The organism is Bacillus sp. JJ1122 (genome assembly GCF_036964885.1).
GTDB lineage: Bacteria > Bacillota > Bacilli > Bacillales > Cytobacillaceae > Mesobacillus.
In genome coordinates this window covers 164495-180296 of record NZ_JBALQL010000026.1, presented here as the reverse complement: position 1 = coordinate 180296, position 15802 = coordinate 164495, and the positions used below count along the sequence as shown (strand labels likewise).

Annotated in this window: 18 protein-coding genes; 15 read left to right on the top strand and 3 right to left on the bottom strand. The window is 38.3% G+C overall.

Features of this window, described 5'->3' with window-relative positions:
* The first annotated feature begins 670 nt into the window (after positions 1-670).
* Together V7201_RS16460 and V7201_RS16455 are read left to right on the top strand one after the other, a co-directional pair.
* Positions 671-808 carry a hypothetical protein gene (locus V7201_RS16460; protein ID WP_207502809.1) on the top strand — a complete coding sequence of 46 codons (138 nt, stop codon included), beginning with the start codon at positions 671-673 and terminating at the stop codon, positions 806-808.
* 204 nt (positions 809-1012) lie between these two features.
* Positions 1013-1477 (top strand): STAS domain-containing protein, encoded by a 465-nt coding sequence (locus tag V7201_RS16455; RefSeq protein ID WP_335377838.1) that lies wholly within the window; start codon positions 1013-1015, stop codon positions 1475-1477.
* A 51-nt stretch (positions 1478-1528) separates the two neighbouring features.
* On the opposite strand, the gene V7201_RS16450 is transcribed toward V7201_RS16455, so the two are convergent.
* Positions 1529-1954 carry a CBS domain-containing protein gene (locus tag V7201_RS16450; RefSeq protein WP_335377837.1) on the bottom strand — a complete coding sequence of 142 codons (426 nt, stop codon included), beginning with the start codon at positions 1952-1954 and terminating at the stop codon, positions 1529-1531.
* Positions 1955-2090: 136 nt separating this feature from the next.
* On the opposite strand from V7201_RS16450, the gene ltaE reads away from it, so the two are divergent.
* Positions 2091-3116, top strand: a complete 1026-nt coding sequence (gene ltaE, locus V7201_RS16445) for a low-specificity L-threonine aldolase (RefSeq protein ID WP_335377836.1) — start codon at positions 2091-2093, stop codon at positions 3114-3116.
* Positions 3117-3257: 141 nt separating this feature from the next.
* Here the strand turns inward: ltaE and V7201_RS16440 are convergent, their stop codons facing one another.
* Positions 3258-4046: a GNAT family N-acetyltransferase gene (locus V7201_RS16440; protein WP_335377835.1), complete on the bottom strand. Its 789-nt coding sequence runs from the start codon at positions 4044-4046 to the stop codon at positions 3258-3260.
* 255 nt (positions 4047-4301) lie between these two features.
* On the opposite strand from V7201_RS16440, the gene V7201_RS16435 reads away from it, so the two are divergent.
* The 10 genes from V7201_RS16435 to V7201_RS16390 all read left to right on the top strand — a co-directional run bounded on the left by V7201_RS16435 (position 4302) and on the right by V7201_RS16390 (position 13823).
* Positions 4302-4607 carry an antibiotic biosynthesis monooxygenase family protein gene (locus V7201_RS16435; protein WP_335377889.1) on the top strand — a complete coding sequence of 102 codons (306 nt, stop codon included), beginning with the start codon at positions 4302-4304 and terminating at the stop codon, positions 4605-4607.
* Positions 4604-4966, top strand: a complete 363-nt coding sequence (locus V7201_RS16430) for a hypothetical protein (RefSeq protein ID WP_335377834.1) — start codon at positions 4604-4606, stop codon at positions 4964-4966. The genes V7201_RS16435 and V7201_RS16430 overlap by 4 nt, the downstream gene beginning before the upstream one ends.
* A gap of 17 nt (positions 4967-4983) precedes the next feature.
* Positions 4984-5646, top strand: a complete 663-nt coding sequence (locus V7201_RS16425) for a cobalamin B12-binding domain-containing protein (protein ID WP_335377833.1) — start codon at positions 4984-4986, stop codon at positions 5644-5646.
* Positions 5633-6379 carry an STAS domain-containing protein gene (locus V7201_RS16420; RefSeq protein ID WP_335377832.1) on the top strand — a complete coding sequence of 249 codons (747 nt, stop codon included), beginning with the start codon at positions 5633-5635 and terminating at the stop codon, positions 6377-6379. Before V7201_RS16425 ends, V7201_RS16420 begins: the two co-directional genes overlap by 14 nt.
* A gap of 561 nt (positions 6380-6940) precedes the next feature.
* Positions 6941-8215, top strand: coding sequence for a S8 family peptidase (locus tag V7201_RS16415; protein ID WP_335377831.1), 1275 nt, complete (start codon positions 6941-6943; stop codon positions 8213-8215).
* Positions 8216-8390: 175 nt separating this feature from the next.
* Positions 8391-9611: a helix-turn-helix domain-containing protein gene (locus tag V7201_RS16410; RefSeq protein ID WP_335377830.1), complete on the top strand. Its 1221-nt coding sequence runs from the start codon at positions 8391-8393 to the stop codon at positions 9609-9611.
* Between the two features lie 416 nt (positions 9612-10027).
* Positions 10028-10156: a hypothetical protein gene (locus V7201_RS16405; RefSeq protein WP_335377829.1), complete on the top strand. Its 129-nt coding sequence runs from the start codon at positions 10028-10030 to the stop codon at positions 10154-10156.
* A 104-nt stretch (positions 10157-10260) separates the two neighbouring features.
* Positions 10261-12549, top strand: coding sequence for an ATP-dependent DNA helicase (locus V7201_RS16400; protein WP_335377828.1), 2289 nt, complete (start codon positions 10261-10263; stop codon positions 12547-12549).
* Between the two features lie 139 nt (positions 12550-12688).
* The gene (locus V7201_RS16395; RefSeq protein WP_438825066.1) at positions 12689-13201 is read left to right on the top strand and encodes a sigma-70 family RNA polymerase sigma factor; all 513 of its coding nucleotides are present in this window, start codon (positions 12689-12691) and stop codon (positions 13199-13201) included.
* Positions 13191-13823: a hypothetical protein gene (locus V7201_RS16390; RefSeq protein ID WP_335377826.1), complete on the top strand. Its 633-nt coding sequence runs from the start codon at positions 13191-13193 to the stop codon at positions 13821-13823. Before V7201_RS16395 ends, V7201_RS16390 begins: the two co-directional genes overlap by 11 nt.
* A 104-nt stretch (positions 13824-13927) precedes the next feature.
* Here the strand turns inward: V7201_RS16390 and V7201_RS16385 are convergent, their stop codons facing one another.
* Positions 13928-14572 carry an alpha/beta family hydrolase gene (locus tag V7201_RS16385; protein WP_335377825.1) on the bottom strand — a complete coding sequence of 215 codons (645 nt, stop codon included), beginning with the start codon at positions 14570-14572 and terminating at the stop codon, positions 13928-13930.
* Positions 14573-14717: 145 nt separating this feature from the next.
* Between V7201_RS16385 and V7201_RS16380 the strand changes: the two genes are divergently transcribed.
* Positions 14718-15341, top strand: a complete 624-nt coding sequence (locus V7201_RS16380) for a class I SAM-dependent methyltransferase (protein ID WP_335377824.1) — start codon at positions 14718-14720, stop codon at positions 15339-15341.
* 166 nt (positions 15342-15507) lie between these two features.
* Positions 15508-15786: a YkvA family protein gene (locus V7201_RS16375; protein ID WP_335377823.1), complete on the top strand. Its 279-nt coding sequence runs from the start codon at positions 15508-15510 to the stop codon at positions 15784-15786.
* Positions 15787-15802: the final 16 nt, after the last annotated feature.

The window sequence follows — 15802 nt, the reverse complement described above, 5'->3', positions numbered from 1 at the left end:
CCTTGTTTAACAGAGCCTTATAAAAAAAAGCAAAACCCAGACACTAACGTCTGGATTCTTTAAGAAAATATTGAAATGCGTATCCAAGAATGGAGAATGAATAGATGATACTGAAAAAATAAAGGGGCTTTAACCGCTCTAACCTATAGATATTCATCTTCTTAAACAAGGAACTGAAAGGATACGCTAAAAGAAAATCAATCACAAAATTGACTCCTAGGTATTGCCATATATTCCCGTAAGCAAGCCGGAACACCCACAGATTTGCAGCAATGAAAGGACCAAAGGTAAAAGATAAATCATTGATTATTTTTGATCCCAGTCCCCCTGTAACTCTCCAAAGTTTAAAAGGATTCGATATGATTAATAAGATTGAAACCAGCGATGTAATAAATAAGGTTACGGGCAAAAATCGCTTGAAGGAACGCTTTGGGTATAACAATAATGTTGACCAGGATAAAAGTACCATTCCTATTCTAAAAACATTCACTAGCATGGAGTGCTCCTTTCAAGTTGTACAAAGTCATGTAATTTTAAATTCCATGCATAGTTTCTCCATTTTTTACAAAAAATAAAAGTGATGAAGAATTCTTTTACGTTGTTTTAATTCACAGATTATGTTAAATTTAACCACAGACACGACTTTTGTCCTATTAAGGAGAATTGTGCCATGATTAATGAAGAGGAAAAGTTGATATTTTTAAAAGAACTTGGACGTTTGATCGAAGATTACAACAAATGTTGTGATGACCAATACCAAGAGCAAATTTATGAAGATATTATGCATCTAATCAGCGTAATTAATTAATGTAATTTATGTGAGTATGATGATTCTTTCCTAATTACGAAAGTGTTACATAACGAAGAATCCTTATAGAATAATATTAAATTAAACTGCTTCAACGAATTGAAGTGGTTTTTTTTATTTTTCTATACAAATTATTTAGGGAAGGTTATCATAAACAAAGATACATTTTCCAGGTAAGGACTTTTTGGGGAGGTAAAGGGAAAATTGGTAAACGAGAAACTGCAGGAACTTGAGCGAAAAATACATGAGTATGAAAACATCTTATCAGAAATGGCTGCACCAGTCATTCCTTCTATCGTTCCTGAAACGATTCTAGTTCCGATTACGGGTTTGCTTCGATTGAAGAGATTCGACAAAATTCGCGAAAAGCTGTTGAATTACATCCATGATAAGGACATTGAAACGGCCATCATTGATCTTACAGATATAACAGGGGAACGCGTTGAGGACCTCTGTCTTGAAGAAATAGGAATAGAATTGCAAGAGATGGCAACATCCATGTCCCTGATGGGGGTAAGGACCTTATTTGTAGGTATGAATACTGAGCTTGTAAAGCGAATGGTGCTTGCTGGCATAAAATTAGATGCGCAATCATTTTCAACCTTCCAGTCTGCATTAAAATTTTTAATGAAGGAAAAGGGTTTGGAATTCAGGAAAATAGAAGAATAATCAAACCCCGCTGCTAATCTGCAGCGGGGTTTTCTCGAATCATATTCCTGATTAGTTATTCGGTTCTGATGGAGTTGAAATTTCTTCAAGTGCCTGGCCTGCTTCATCGTCAAGCTTTTCAGTTACTGCTAGATCTCCTAATGAAACAATTCCGATCAGCTTTCCATCCTCGACAATTGGCAGACGGCGAATTTGGACATCTGCCATTAAGTCAGCAGCCTCCTCAGCAGTCATATGGACAGTACCTCTGACAGGGTCCGTTGTCATTACTTCAGAAACAGGAGTATCAAGCGACACATTTGATGCGACTGCCTTTAAAACGATATCTCTGTCAGTTGCAAGCCCAGTAAGCTGTTCACCCTCACAAATAGGGATGACACCTACGTCAAGATCCTTCATTTTTGCAGCTACTTGATGTATTGGTGTATCCGGAGTACAGAATTCAACATTTGTTGTCATTACTTTTTCAATATTCATCGGTATTCCTCCTCGTTTAGTCGACACTTAAGATTTACCCGATGATGAAAAAAGCAAAACTGTTAGTTTTTTGCAGTTTGACTTGGTAGAATAGAGAAAATAGTCATATTTTTTAGAGGATAAAGGGGGATGGACCATGATTGATTTAAGAAGCGACACAGTCACTAAACCAACAGAAGAAATGCGCAAGGCTATGTATAATGCTGAGGTTGGTGATGATGTCTACAAAGAAGACCCGACAGTAAGGGAACTCGAAGAGACAGCAGCAGACATACTTGGAAAGGAAGCTGCATTATTTGTAACGAGCGGAACACAGGGGAACCAAATCGCTGTCCTTACACATTGCCGCCCAGGTCAGGAACTGCTTCTTGAAGCAGAATCCCATATATTCTATTATGAATCAGGTGCTGTATCTGCCCTTGCTGGGGTTCAAACAAGGACAATTTCAGGAAACCGGGGTGCGATGGATCCCAAAGCAGTTTTAAGTGCCATACGCAGTGAGGATATTCATTATCCAGAAACAGGATTGATTTGTCTCGAAAACACCCATAATCGTGCAGGCGGATCTGTTATTCCTGTTCGCAATATGGAGGAAATATATAGTATCGCGAATGCCAACAAAATTCCTGTCCATTTGGATGGAGCCCGTCTCTTCAATGCAGCTGCTGCTGCAGGCGTAGATGTGAAGGAATTCACGAAAAGTACTGATACTGTACAAATTTGCCTCTCAAAAGGTTTAGGGGCTCCTGTAGGGTCCTTACTTGCAGGAACCACTGATTTTATCCAACAGGCCAGAAAATGGCGAAAACGACTTGGGGGCGGAATGAGACAAGCAGGAGTAATTGCTGCACCTGGTCTGATTGCCTTGACAAAAATGAAAGACAGGCTTGGTGAAGACCAATGGAATGCCAGGGTTCTCGCAGATGGAATTGAATCCATTCCTGGAATGAAGCTGGCTAGCCAGCCAGAAACAAACATTGTCGTCGCAGATGTGAAAGATTTAAACATTACTTCCGACATCTTTGTTGAAAGACTCCGCGCAGAAGGAGTTATTACTGGGACGTTCGGAGCTACCCATGTTAGGTTTGTTACCCATTTTGACATAACAGAGGACCAGATCCAAGAGGCCATTGAAGCTATAGCTAGAGCAGCTCGACAATAAAAAGAAAAGCTGGATGATTGATCAATCATCCAGCTTTTTCTGATATATTTTAAGACTAGTACAATGCTTTTAGGCCGGACACAATGTGCAGTTCAGTTCCTTACACCTTAATTCGGGGTTTAAACAATTATCCCGGCAAATTTACCTGTGCATCGTCCACATTCCAATGTCTTTGAATCCCAGCCGTTTATATATACGGCCTGCCTCTGGATTATCATAAAACAGACAAAGGATTTTACCTTCCTTCATAACATCAGTGAAAAGCTTCTGCATAACAGATGTCGCAAGTCCTTTTCGTCGGTAATCTTTATGTGAACATACACCCACAATCATTGCTGATAATGAATTTTCAGCAGCTGTGGCTGCAGATGCTGCCATTTTTCCGTCTTCCTCTATATAATATGAGCGGCCTGTTTTATTTTCCATTGACTCCATCATTATTTTACGTGCGTTTGGATTAGGAAAAAATTCTTCTATGCTTCCCCGAAGCTCTAGTATTCTGTCCACGTCTTCGATTGTAGCTGTCTTAACTTCTTGTGTCGTTTTACCAATTAGGTCTGCCGAAGTACATTCTGCAAAATAAGTAACTTGTTTCTTGCCCAGGTTCAGACCCTCAATGCCTTCGAATTTTGCAACAAGCGTACTTTTTCCTGACAGAAAGACCTTATCGGGATAAGATTTCATTATTTCAGCAAATTCCTCTGCAGGCAGTGCATTCTCATCCTGTGCATAGGGGATAAAGGAATTGTGGAAACGAAGCAAAACAGACTTGATTTCACCATCCGGATCAAAATCCCCCCATAGTTCCTGCATCTCCGAGTCGTAGCCAAATGCCTCTATGTCTCCAATGATAAACAGATTAATAGATGGCTCATTTTTCAAAAAAGTCATAACCTGATTATTGTCTGTCTCTGTAAGTTTTCTAATCATCCCAATTTCTCCCTTTTAAATAGCTTTTAAGTATCTTATTTTAAATGGGTACATTTTTCAAGTGGTATTTTGAAAATTAAGGAAGCTACGCAAACAAAATTTGAGCCTAACTCGGCTAAAGACTGGTACCTGCATGAGAGGGTTTTCTAATTCGGAAAGCTAGTTTACAGATGCGTAATTTGATATGCCCATATTATAAAGGTATACTTGGAATATGTTTTTTTTTAGAGAGTTGCAGAAATGGGGAGATTAACAATGTATATTGTCCACTCAACCGTGAACGTACCTGAAGGAAAAGTCGATGAAGTAATAACAATTTATCATAAAAGATCTAGATTAGTAGATGACTATGAAGGCTTTATCTCCTTCCAATTGTTGCAAAACGAACAGACACCATCCGAATTAACAGTCCAGATTTCCTGGGATACAAAGGAACATTATATAGCATACATTACAAGCGAAGCTTATAAGAAAGTTCACGAGTTAGAAAAAAATTACCCTGACCAGGAGCTTGCAGCCATCAAGCCAAAGGTACAAAGATTTATGGTGGTGGCAAAATGAATCCTGTTGCGATCAATGAGATTATTGATGAGGTCACAAAAGGAATATATCGTGATTATCCTGTGCTGCTCGAAAAATATGGTGAACAGGGTAGAAAGAAATGCCGAGAGGACAATGAACACCATATAAAACATCTCCAAACAGCTTTATCCATGGGGGATGATCAATTTTTCATTGATTATGCACACTGGTTGAACGGAATACTAACATCAAGAGGTATGAAAACTGACCACCTTGTAGACAATTTTGAGAGACTTCAGTCAGCATTCAGAAATTATCCAGACGAAAATTCTTCAAAATACATCAGAATACTTGAGGATTCTATCCACTCATTAAGGCTAACTGAAACTCAAGAATAGAAATGCGGTGAAGTTTATTGGAAAAAGGAATTGCGCTTGCTCAACTATTGCTTGAAGGGAATCAAGAAGATTCATGGGTACTGATTGAAGAACAACGGAAAGCTCATCGAGATAGCCTATATATATATGACTCAATCTTTACGACTGCCATGAGGCATGTTGGCTATCTTTGGGAAACCAACAATATTACAGTTGCTGATGAGCATCTCGCTTCTTCAACGTGCGATTTCCTGCTTGCGCGTTATCTCTGGCAACAGAAAAAAGATCATCACATTGATCCTATCGGAAAAAAAGCGATGTTTCTTTGCGTTGAAAATGAACAACATTATCTCGGTCTTAAGATGACAAGCCAGCTGTTCAGCGAAGCAGGCTGGGAAACAAGATTCCATGGTCCGAATTTGCCGCTGGAATATGTTAAAAAAGCGGCGGAAGAATGGAAACCGGACGCAATATGTATTTCTTTCTCTATCCTTTATCATGCTGAACATCTAGAGCCATATATCAAAGAATTAGAGAAACTGCCAAATCGCCCAGCCATTATCGTAGGTGGAAGACTGCTTGAAAAATATGAATTTGCCCGCCATGGATCGGACAGGACAATGTTTATGAAAAATCTGGAGGGCGTGAAAAACTGGCTTGACCGTCATCCGCATGGAGTGAAAACGAGTGTCGGCTATTAAATTTTTGCCTCAACCATATTTTTTAATTAATCGAGACTTTCAAATCCTCGGTTATTCAGATAAGAGTAGGGAAGTATTTGTTATAAGCAATAGTTTTTTAGAGCTTGTCGATTGGGAAAGCAGATCTAAAGCGGAAAGGCTGCTTGGACATGCGAACATAAGGGCAGAGGGTGAACTGATCATGAAAACATCTGAATCACCTTACGCACTTGTTGACATCAGCATAAACTGGGAGGGCGATGAAGGTCATATTATCTGCATCGAAAAAGATCATCGCCTTGCAGAATTAGAAAGCATTGTAGAGAAACACCGATTAAGACTGGCAGAGACGAACCTTGAACTTCTGGAAAAGAAGGAGCAAGTTGAAAAAACGTTATTTGAAATAAAAAATCTATCCTGCCCATTTATTAAACTGACGAAAAATGCTGCCCTTGTGCCTCTCTTTGGTAATTTGGACGCTGAACTGATCAGACAGAACGAGGAACGTGTACTTCATAAAGCACAGGATGGAGGTCATAATGAAATCCTGTTTGATTTTAATGGTGTTGGTGAACTAACCAATGATGGAGTAGAATCCTTCATTTCTCTCATAAAAGAACTTCAGATCATGGGGCTCCATCCAAGCATAATTGGTATTAAACCAAACCACGCTTTATATCTGAACCGCACAAACTCTAAACTTGATGTTCCATTTTTAAATAGCTTAAGTAAGGCCTTTAAAAGATCTATATAACAAAAAAACACTTCGTAGGGAAATCGAAGTGTTTTTTTGTTTTACGGAAGATGATGAAGGCATTTTTTCTTAACGGTCAGCTAAGCTTATGAAACCCATATTTCATTGCAGTGTATAGAATGGTTCAAAAGGTTAGGTATCTTGATGAATATTTTCAAAGAAAGGAGCCATTTTTATCCCTTATTTGGCCAGCCTAGATGCAGACTAAACTACTGATTCGACAAAAAAAAACACCTAGTTTCCCAACAACTTCCGAGCAATTTTTTCCATTTTTATCATAAATAAAATTCTAGTAAGACAATATAATCAGTATTTTTGTACCCCCTATACTAAGAAGGATTTTAATTTTTTAACACATTTGTATAACAAGAAACGTATAAAAATAACTGGAAATTTAGTGTAAAAAAGGGATCCAAATCATCGCAGTATAAGCATTATCTTCCTACTTATTTCCCAAATAAAAAACCCGGGATATGTGTTGATATATACAGAAAATTTGAAATATACTTAACTCGCAGCCAGCAAGCTGCCAAATTTTTCGTAGGTGAGAGGAGCAAAAGGATGAAGAAGAAAAGAATACTCGGCTCTGCAGTACTTAGTTTGGCAATGGGAGTTTCCATGTTTGCAACAGGGGCTTTTGGCGCAGGGTCGTCAGAAAGCCAAGATACTTATCGAGTTTTAATTCAGGGTCCGAGTTCCGAGAAAGCGAAATTAAAAGATCAATACGGCGAACGCTGGAATTTTGGCAATGATGGTTTCACAACTGAAGTGAACGGGAAACAATATCAGGCACTTCTGAATAACAAAAATTTAAAGATTAGTAGAGTTGAGCAACTTACAGTCGATGGCCGTGTTGATGCAAATGGGAAAGGGAAGGGTGACTACACAATTCAGTCTTCATATCCTTCTGACCAGACTCCTTGGGGAATCCAGGCAATCTACAATGATAACAATATCACTTATACGACTGGTGGGGATGGAATCAAGGTTGCTGTCCTGGATACAGGCGTAAATCGTAATCACATTGACTTAACTGACAATGTCGAACAATGTAAAGATTTCACTCAGACTAGTTCCTCAATGGTAAATGGTACTTGTACGGACCGTCAAGGCCATGGAACACACGTTTCTGGAACTGTTTTAGCAAACGGCGGATATGATGGAGCAGGTGTTTACGGTGTAGCCCCTGATGCAGAGCTTTGGTCCTTTAAAGTGTTAGGTGACAATGGATCTGGTTATTCAGACGATATCGCTGGAGCAATCCGCCATGCAGCAGATGAAGGTGTTCGTACAGGCAGCAAGGTTGTTATCTCAATGTCTTTAGGCTCTAGCGGAAAAGATTCAATGATTGCTAGTGCGGTAGATTATGCATATAGCAAGGGAGCTTTAGTCGTTGCAGCAGCTGGCAACAGTGGTCCTAGTGCAAATACGATCGGCTATCCTGGTGCATTGACAAATGCGATAGCGGTAGCATCACTTGATAACACTTTTGTAAATGGTACGCATAAAGTTTCTGATTTCTCTTCTCGCGGCAACCCAAATACCGATGGAGATTATTACATCCAGGAAAAGGATGTAGAAGTATCAGCTCCTGGTGGTGGTATCTATTCAACTGCAGTTGATGGAAACTATACGACAATGAGCGGAACATCCATGGCAACTCCACATATTTCAGGCCTTGCAGCGAAACTTTGGTCATCAAACAAAACATGGAGCAACTCTCAGCTTCGTTCTGAAATCCAAAGACGTGCAAAGCTGTATGATATCAAAGGCGGAACAGGAGCAGCAACTGGCGATGACTACGCTTCTGGATTTGGTTTCCCACGTGTAAAATAGTTTTTAAAATCTACAAACCATGCCAGCCATCCGGGTTGATTGATCCGGGTGGCTCTATTTGAATGAAGCTATCTAAAAAGACAGTGAATAAAGAATTTTTAAAAAAATGGTACTTTTGCACTGTTTAAAATATTAGGAAAGATGGTAGATTAAAAAGAAAACGGCAGGTGAATATATGCAATTCGGTCCACTTATCAAATTTTACAGAATACAACAGGGCTTAACGCAAAAGGAACTGGCAAATGGCATATGTTCGGTTCCGCACTTGAGTAAAATTGAGAGCAACGCAAAGGAAGCAAACGAAGAGACAATGGGCTTGCTTCTCGAAAGGCTTGGAGTGAATATTTCTTCTATCACGGAAAATGAAGATCTGATTAAACAGCTGGTAACGGAGTTAAATGAAAAAATTGATTACTATCTCAATGATGAAGCCGATCTAGTAATGGAAAAGCTAAGAGAGTTTGAGGGGATCATCCCATTTACTTCAAACTTACATACATATGAACTTAGTAAATATAGATACCTGATTTTTAAAGAAAGGCTACCACAGGCACAAAAACAATACGAGCTATTGAACAAACAGAAGAATATATTTTCCCAACCTCAAATGGCTTTATTTTCCTATCTTTATGCTGTATGGTTATTAAAGAAGGGCATTTATAAAAAGGCTGATGAGCTCCTGGATTCCATCGGGAAAGATTCTAAAATTGAAATCTCAAGCGGTGAACTTTTTTACCATAGAGCGATCGCGAAGACCACATTAGAAGAGCCAGGATATGCGATTTATTATGGAAAGCTTGCCCTGCAGGAATTTATGGAAGACCATAACTTTAAAAGAATACTTCACGCTATGATGCTGCTTGGCATCAATTACACACATTCTAGGATCTATGAGGAAGCCCAGGATTGCTTCAAGCATCTGATCAGGAATGCAGAATTATTGCAGGCTACCCAACTGCTGCCTGAAATTTATCACAATATGGGCTATCTGCAAAAGAAGCTTAAAAACTTCGAAGAAGCCATAGTCTTCTTCGAAAAGAGCAAGTCAATGCAAAAGAAAAATAGTTCGCATTATCTCATAACACTTTATTCCATGGGCGAGATTTATATTGAATTGAATAGCATCGAGAAGGCCAGGGAGGCTTTCCAGGAAGTGCTTCATCTTGCCAAAGAACTTGAAAGTCGAAAATATAGAATTCTTGCAAACTATTATTTAATGACGTTGGATTCACCTGAAAAGTCACTTGCCTATTCCGAAGATAAAGTGATTCCTTATCTTGAAGAAAGTGATGGCAAAAGCGAAGAATTAATTGGATTTTACAAAATGCTGTCAAACCACTATCAAAAAATAGGTCGGTTTGATCAAGCAGTAAAATATATTGAAAAAATCAATTAAGTGGAGGAATGAAAAATGAAAAAGAAGTTAGTTGCTTTGCTTTCAACTGCAATCGCTTTAGGAGTTTTAGTTGCGGGCTACCCGCCAATCCTGCCTCCAATCTGATTTAAAGAAAAAAAGGCCTTTTTGGCCTTTTTTTGTTGGAGAAAACTTAATTAAATGATTGGCTGTATTATTAGAAAACAACAGTCAAATTTAGCATAGTAATATATTTGTTTACCCTGCATTAGGACTAAAATTTAACCACAACAGCAGAATATACATCCTTTTCCCTAGAAATAATTATTTTCCAGATAAAAGTTGGGAAAATATTCTTTGCCCATTTCTACCCCCAAACTCCTGATATAATAAACGAACTATGTTGACGAAGCCGGACAGATGCAATAATTCGGCTGAATAAACAAGGGAGGTTCGGTATGGGAACGATTAGCTTGAATATTGACGACCTGTTGGAAGAAACAATGGAAATCGCCGAAGATGACATTAGTTTTGCACTGAACCCTATTGAAATTGATATCTTGCTTGAGAGTACTCGTCACTGGTAAACATATACTAATCCGCCCCAATCTGATGGAGCGGATTTTTTATTGGTTACACAAGAACATATGTACTATAATAGAATAAAATACACAACCAGGCAGGTGGAAGGATGGATAATGTAATAAAGATTCCTGTCAGAGCTTTGGCAGAGTATGTTTACAGAAGCGGAAGCATTGAGTCGGGATTCAGGACAGCCACTTCTTTCACCGAAGGATCAAGGATACATCGCGAAGTGCAGAAGACTTATCATGAAAATGACATAAGTGAAGTGTTTTTAAAAACCGATATCCTTTATGAAAGTCTGCAGTTTATCATCGAGGGAAGATGTGATGGATTGCTATTATCAGACGGAAATACCACGATTGATGAAATTAAGTCAACTTCAGCACCCCTTGAATACATAAATGAAGATTCTAATCCAGTTCACTGGGCCCAGGCAGAGTGTTATGCATTTATGTACCTGCAGGACCATGACATGGAAACCATTGATATACAGCTCACATATGTCCAAAAAACCACAGGGGAAATAAAAAAATTCCAAAGAACGAGGTCACGTATAGAGCTGGAGAATTTCATGATGCATCTTATTTCCACTTATGCACCATATGCTAAACTGGTTTATGAACACAAGCTTTCCCGTGATTTAAGCATAAGGAAATTAAAATTTCCTTTTAGGGAGTATCGTAATGGTCAGCGGCAACTTGCAGGCTCTGTCTATAAGACCATTTTAGATGGACAGACGTTATTTGCCAGTGCGCCAACAGGCATTGGGAAAACGATATCCACTATTTTTCCATCTGTAAAAGCGATTGGTGAAGGGATATTACAGAAGATCTTTTATTTAACCGCAAAAACAACTACCAGGCAGACCGGCGAGGAAGCATTCAAGCTGATGGCGGATCATGGCCTTGAAATGAATGTTGTGACCATTACAGCCAAGGATAAGGTTTGCTTCACAGCAGAAGGAAAATGCAGCAAGGAATTTTGTGAATTCGCGGATGGCTATTATGATCGAATCAATGGAGCTATACTTGATATCCTTGGAACTGAAAGGTCGCTGGACAGACCCTGTATTGAAAAATATGCAAGTAAACACATGGTTTGTCCGTTTGAATTTTCTCTTGATCTTGCTTATTCAGCAGATGCGGTCATCTGTGATTATAATTATATTTTTGATCCGAAGGTTTCGCTGAAAAGGCTGTTCGATGAACAGAAAAAAAAGACCGTCTTGCTTATAGATGAAGCACATAACCTCGTTGACCGTGGCAGAGATATGTATTCATCCGCAATTGAGAAGATTCATTTTTTGGAGCTAAAACGACAGTATAAAACGAAAAGTAAAGCTGTATTTAAAAGTTCAAAAGATATTAATGATTTCTTTATTAAAATCAGAAAACAGGCAGAACCTGCAAAAACGATCGTATTCACAGAAGTAATCGAGGAGTTCAACAAGTTAATAGAACAATTCACCGAGCATGCGGAAAAAGAATTGCTGAAAGGAATGGATGGAGAATCAGCACTTTTGTTAGATACCTATTTTTCTGCGCAAAATTGGCTTCGTATCAGCAAGCTGTTTGATGATCGCTATATCCTTTATGCCGAAATCGAACGAAATGAAGTTGTTTTAAAGCAATTTTGTCTAGATCCTTCTCTCTTGATAAGGCAAGCAGGGAAACATTTTAAGGCACGGTCATTCTTCTCAGCCACTTTAAGCCCAATGGCATACTATAAAGATATGCTCGGAGGACAGGCAGAAAATTATGTTGCTTTCATTCCCTCGCCGTTTTCAAAGGATCAGAACGAGGTTGCCATTCAGCCATTATCTACAAGGTACCATGACAGGGAAAAGTCAATCCAGCCGATTGTTCACACGCTAAACCGAACAATAAAAAGCAAACCGGGGAATTATTTGATCTTCTTTCCCTCTTATCAGTATCTTAATTCTGTTTTGGAAGTATGGAGCATGCTATCAGGCGATATCCCGACCATTGTCCAGGGATCCGGAATGGATGATGATCAGCGCACGGCTTTCCTCGATAAATTCCAGGCTAAAAATGCTGGTACGCTAGTAGGATTTGCAGTGCTGGGGGGGATATTTTCTGAAGGGATCGATTTGAAAGGTGACCGTCTGAATGGAGTGATTGTTGTTGGTGTAGGACTTCCGCAGATAGGCTTCGAACGGGATTTGATTAAGCACTATTTTTCCCGTACAGGTAAAAATGGATATGATTATGCTTATGTATATCCAGGGATGAACAAGGTTCTTCAGGCAGGGGGAAGACTAATCCGCTCTGAAACAGATACAGGGACAATTATTCTGATAGACGACCGATATCTTCAGGGAAAATATCAAAGTTTGCTGCCAGAACTATGGCGGGATTTTTCAATCATAGAATGACTAAGCGCTTCGAATTGGGAGTGCTTTTTTGCTTTGAAAAAATTCGCGAAAATTTTAAAGGATTCCAAAGCCAAATGAACGAATCTACCGTCTAATGGTTAGAAAGGCAGTTAAGGAGGTGGCTTAGCAGTTGGATTTAATTAAAAAAGCTCAAAGAGGAAATGACAAAGCGTTTTTAACACTCTTTCAACAATACGAGCAGGATATCTACCGTATGGCATATATCTATGTGAAAAACCAAAATGATGCTCTCGATGTGGTACAGGAAACAGCCTATCGCTCATTCAAATCAATAGCAACCTTAAAGGAGCCAAAATATTTCAAGACCTGGCTGATGAGGATTGCCATCAGCTGTTCACTGGATATCCTGAGAAAAAGGAAAAATGTTGTTCAGCTTGTTCCTGAATTCGAAGAATATATTTCGGGTCAGGTCAATGAAGATCTCATTTCAGAAATCACTCTTAAAGATTTAATTAATCAACTGGAGGATAACGAAAAAAGTGTGATTCTACTGAGATTCTATCAAGGTCTGACCCTGCAGGAGGTTTCAGAGACGCTCAATATTCCTTTGGGTACGGCAAAAACTGTCTTATACAGAGGTCTAAACAAACTTAGGAAAAATTTGAAGGGAGATGAAGCAAATGAACGATAAACTGATAAAAGAGATGAATAAGATCGAAATCCCAAGAGAACTTAGTGAACGCAGCAAAATAGGTGTCGAAAAAGCTAAAAGGGAATCTCCTGGGTCTAACAAGAAGTGGTACATCTTTGCAGCACCTGCTTTTGCTGCAGCATTAGCTTTGTTCATTGCCGGTCCTGGATTGCTTTCAAATAATTCGCCAGAAAACCCTGTCATCAAAACAGTTGAATACAGTAATGCTTTTGATGTATCAAACCCAAACATGCTGGTAGGCTGGGCAGATTCTGTATTCATAGGAAAGGTTGTTGAACAATCCGGGACAAAGTCGTTGGCCGGATTACCTGAAACTCAGTTTAAGGTAGTAGTAATGGATACGATTAAAGGGGATATAAAAGGGACGGTTATTGTAAATCAACAGGGCGGCTATGAAGGCAATGAATTGATTCTAGTAGAAAATGATCCGTTACTTGTAAGTGGTAAAAGTTATTTATTCATTACCAAATATTTAAAAGATGAAAACTGGCATACGCTTGTACCGGTATATGGAGATATTGAAATCACCAATGACAGTCAAAAACAGGAATTAATCGAAAAATATCAAAAGGCATATCAAGAGCAAATTCCATTTGAATAAATAAAAAAAAGACCAAATACTGTTTGGTCTTTTAATGCTGTGTAACAATCTACCTCGTTCCTTCTTCTAAAATCTGATCACAGCACTCCTCTATTAATATCCCATTATTTAAAAGCACTTATTTCTGAAATTACTTTCTTCAAAACATCTATAGATTCAATTGGTTTGTCTGCATAATTAAGGCTGTGTTCAGTACCAGGTATTAAAACGGAAGTCATATTTTCTATCGTGGCAAGTTGATCAAATCTTTCATTCATGTAGCACGGATCCTGATCGCCAATGATGCAAAGCCCTGGCTGGGTTGATGAAAGCATTTTGTCAAAAACCCTGTCTAGATGCAAAAGAGGTGTCAGCCAGATTACACGTGCATCGGCAAATTCGTTCCGCTGTATGATCGAAGACAATGCGATTGTACCGATTGATTTTCCAATCAAAGTGTAATTTTCATATGTGCTGGTACTTAACACCTGATCCATCACAGCATTTACATCTATGGAAATTTGTTTGATGTGCTCATCTAGTTCCATAGCATTTGACTCTTCTGTAGTATAGTCATAGTTTACATGAAGGACATCATATCCTTTATTCAAAAATACGCCAGTTGAATAATGAAATAGTGGTCCTTGAACGGTGTATCCTCTGCCAGGAAACATGATTGCCAATTGATTCGAAGCCTGCTCCGGCTGGAAAAGCTGATAGCTAACCGGAATCTTTTTATAGCCCATCACAGTGTTTTTTGTAATTTTCACAATTATCTTCCTCCCAAATGTTTTTTTCATTATACAGGATTTTCTTAAAATTGGTATATTTTTCTTCGAAGACCTTAATCGTATTAAAGATTATGTGTGTTAAAATTAGAGAATATTCGGCAAAATAGGGGATTGGAGCATACATATGCCATTATTAAAACGACTTAAAGAATATATCGATTCTCAATACCGATTGCCTACTGGAGCAATCGGTTCGTATATCGGCGAAAAAATGGTCAGACAGCATCAGCCGGAAACAATATGGACACTTGAATTACTAGATTTTAAAAAAGAAGAAAAGATTCTGGAACTTGGCTGTGGGGCAGGATATGCCATAAAAAGGATTCTTGAGATTGATTCTGTTAAAAATATAATCGGCTTGGATCTTTCAGAGACAGTTTTAAAATCTGCCAGAATGAGAAATAGGCATGAAGTAAATAACGGACGGGCAAGATTAGTTCAAGGGAATGTGAAACAGCTTCCTTTTGAAAATCAACAGTTTACAAGGGTTTTTAGCATTCAATCCATCTATTTTTGGGATGATATCGATGAAACTCTTTCCGAAATATACAGAGTTCTTAAAAATGAAGGTAAAATGGTCCTTACTCTTAGTAACGGAAAAGCTGGCATTATGTGGAATGGTATAAATGAGATGGTCGAAAACGAGGTTATACCACATATGAAAAAAATAGGATATAAAAACATTGAAACAGTTATGGGACCTGACTCTAGACAATACCATACAATAGCCATTATAGGAGAAAAGTGATTGAGCAGCAGCTATCCAGCTGTTGCTTTTTATATAAATGGAAACTGAAACTTTTATAATGCCAGCACGTAAATAAATAGGCTTCTAACAATAAACGATTTGGTTTCAAAAGAACCTTTATTGTGTAAGAAGATATTATGCACTAGTAGTGAAGGAGAGGTATATTATGAAAAAGTTTTTTAAAAGAATACGGCTGATTTTTAAAGTGAAGAAGTTTTTCCCTTTTCTAATAGAATTTTTTACATCCAGTACAGTGGCAGTTAAGAAAAAAATCTTTTCGGTTGGATTAATATTCGGATATTTTTTGTTTCCATTTGATTTAATCCCTGATTTTTTTACATTCATAGGCTTGGTCGATGATGTGGGTGTACTTTTGTTAGTATTTCAACAAATCATAAAAATGGCTCCAGATGAATTAAAGAATAAACATGATCTAAAAGTGTAATTTAGATTGCCTTATA

Coding starts and splice junctions, on each gene's coding strand:
- V7201_RS16460 (WP_207502809.1), top strand. CDS start 671: ATGATTAATGAAGAGGAAAAGTTGATATTTTTAAAAGAACTTGGACGT.
- V7201_RS16450 (WP_335377837.1), bottom strand. CDS start 1,954: ATGAATATTGAAAAAGTAATGACAACAAATGTTGAATTCTGTACTCCG.
- ltaE (WP_335377836.1), top strand. CDS start 2,091: ATGATTGATTTAAGAAGCGACACAGTCACTAAACCAACAGAAGAAATG.
- V7201_RS16440 (WP_335377835.1), bottom strand. CDS start 4,046: ATGATTAGAAAACTTACAGAGACAGACAATAATCAGGTTATGACTTTT.
- V7201_RS16435 (WP_335377889.1), top strand. CDS start 4,302: ATGTATATTGTCCACTCAACCGTGAACGTACCTGAAGGAAAAGTCGAT.
- V7201_RS16430 (WP_335377834.1), top strand. CDS start 4,604: ATGAATCCTGTTGCGATCAATGAGATTATTGATGAGGTCACAAAAGGA.
- V7201_RS16415 (WP_335377831.1), top strand. CDS start 6,941: ATGAAGAAGAAAAGAATACTCGGCTCTGCAGTACTTAGTTTGGCAATG.
- V7201_RS16410 (WP_335377830.1), top strand. CDS start 8,391: ATGCAATTCGGTCCACTTATCAAATTTTACAGAATACAACAGGGCTTA.
- V7201_RS16405 (WP_335377829.1), top strand. CDS start 10,028: ATGGGAACGATTAGCTTGAATATTGACGACCTGTTGGAAGAAACAATG.
- V7201_RS16400 (WP_335377828.1), top strand. CDS start 10,261: ATGGATAATGTAATAAAGATTCCTGTCAGAGCTTTGGCAGAGTATGTT.
- V7201_RS16390 (WP_335377826.1), top strand. CDS start 13,191: ATGAACGATAAACTGATAAAAGAGATGAATAAGATCGAAATCCCAAGA.
- V7201_RS16380 (WP_335377824.1), top strand. CDS start 14,718: ATGCCATTATTAAAACGACTTAAAGAATATATCGATTCTCAATACCGA.
- V7201_RS16375 (WP_335377823.1), top strand. CDS start 15,508: ATGAAAAAGTTTTTTAAAAGAATACGGCTGATTTTTAAAGTGAAGAAG.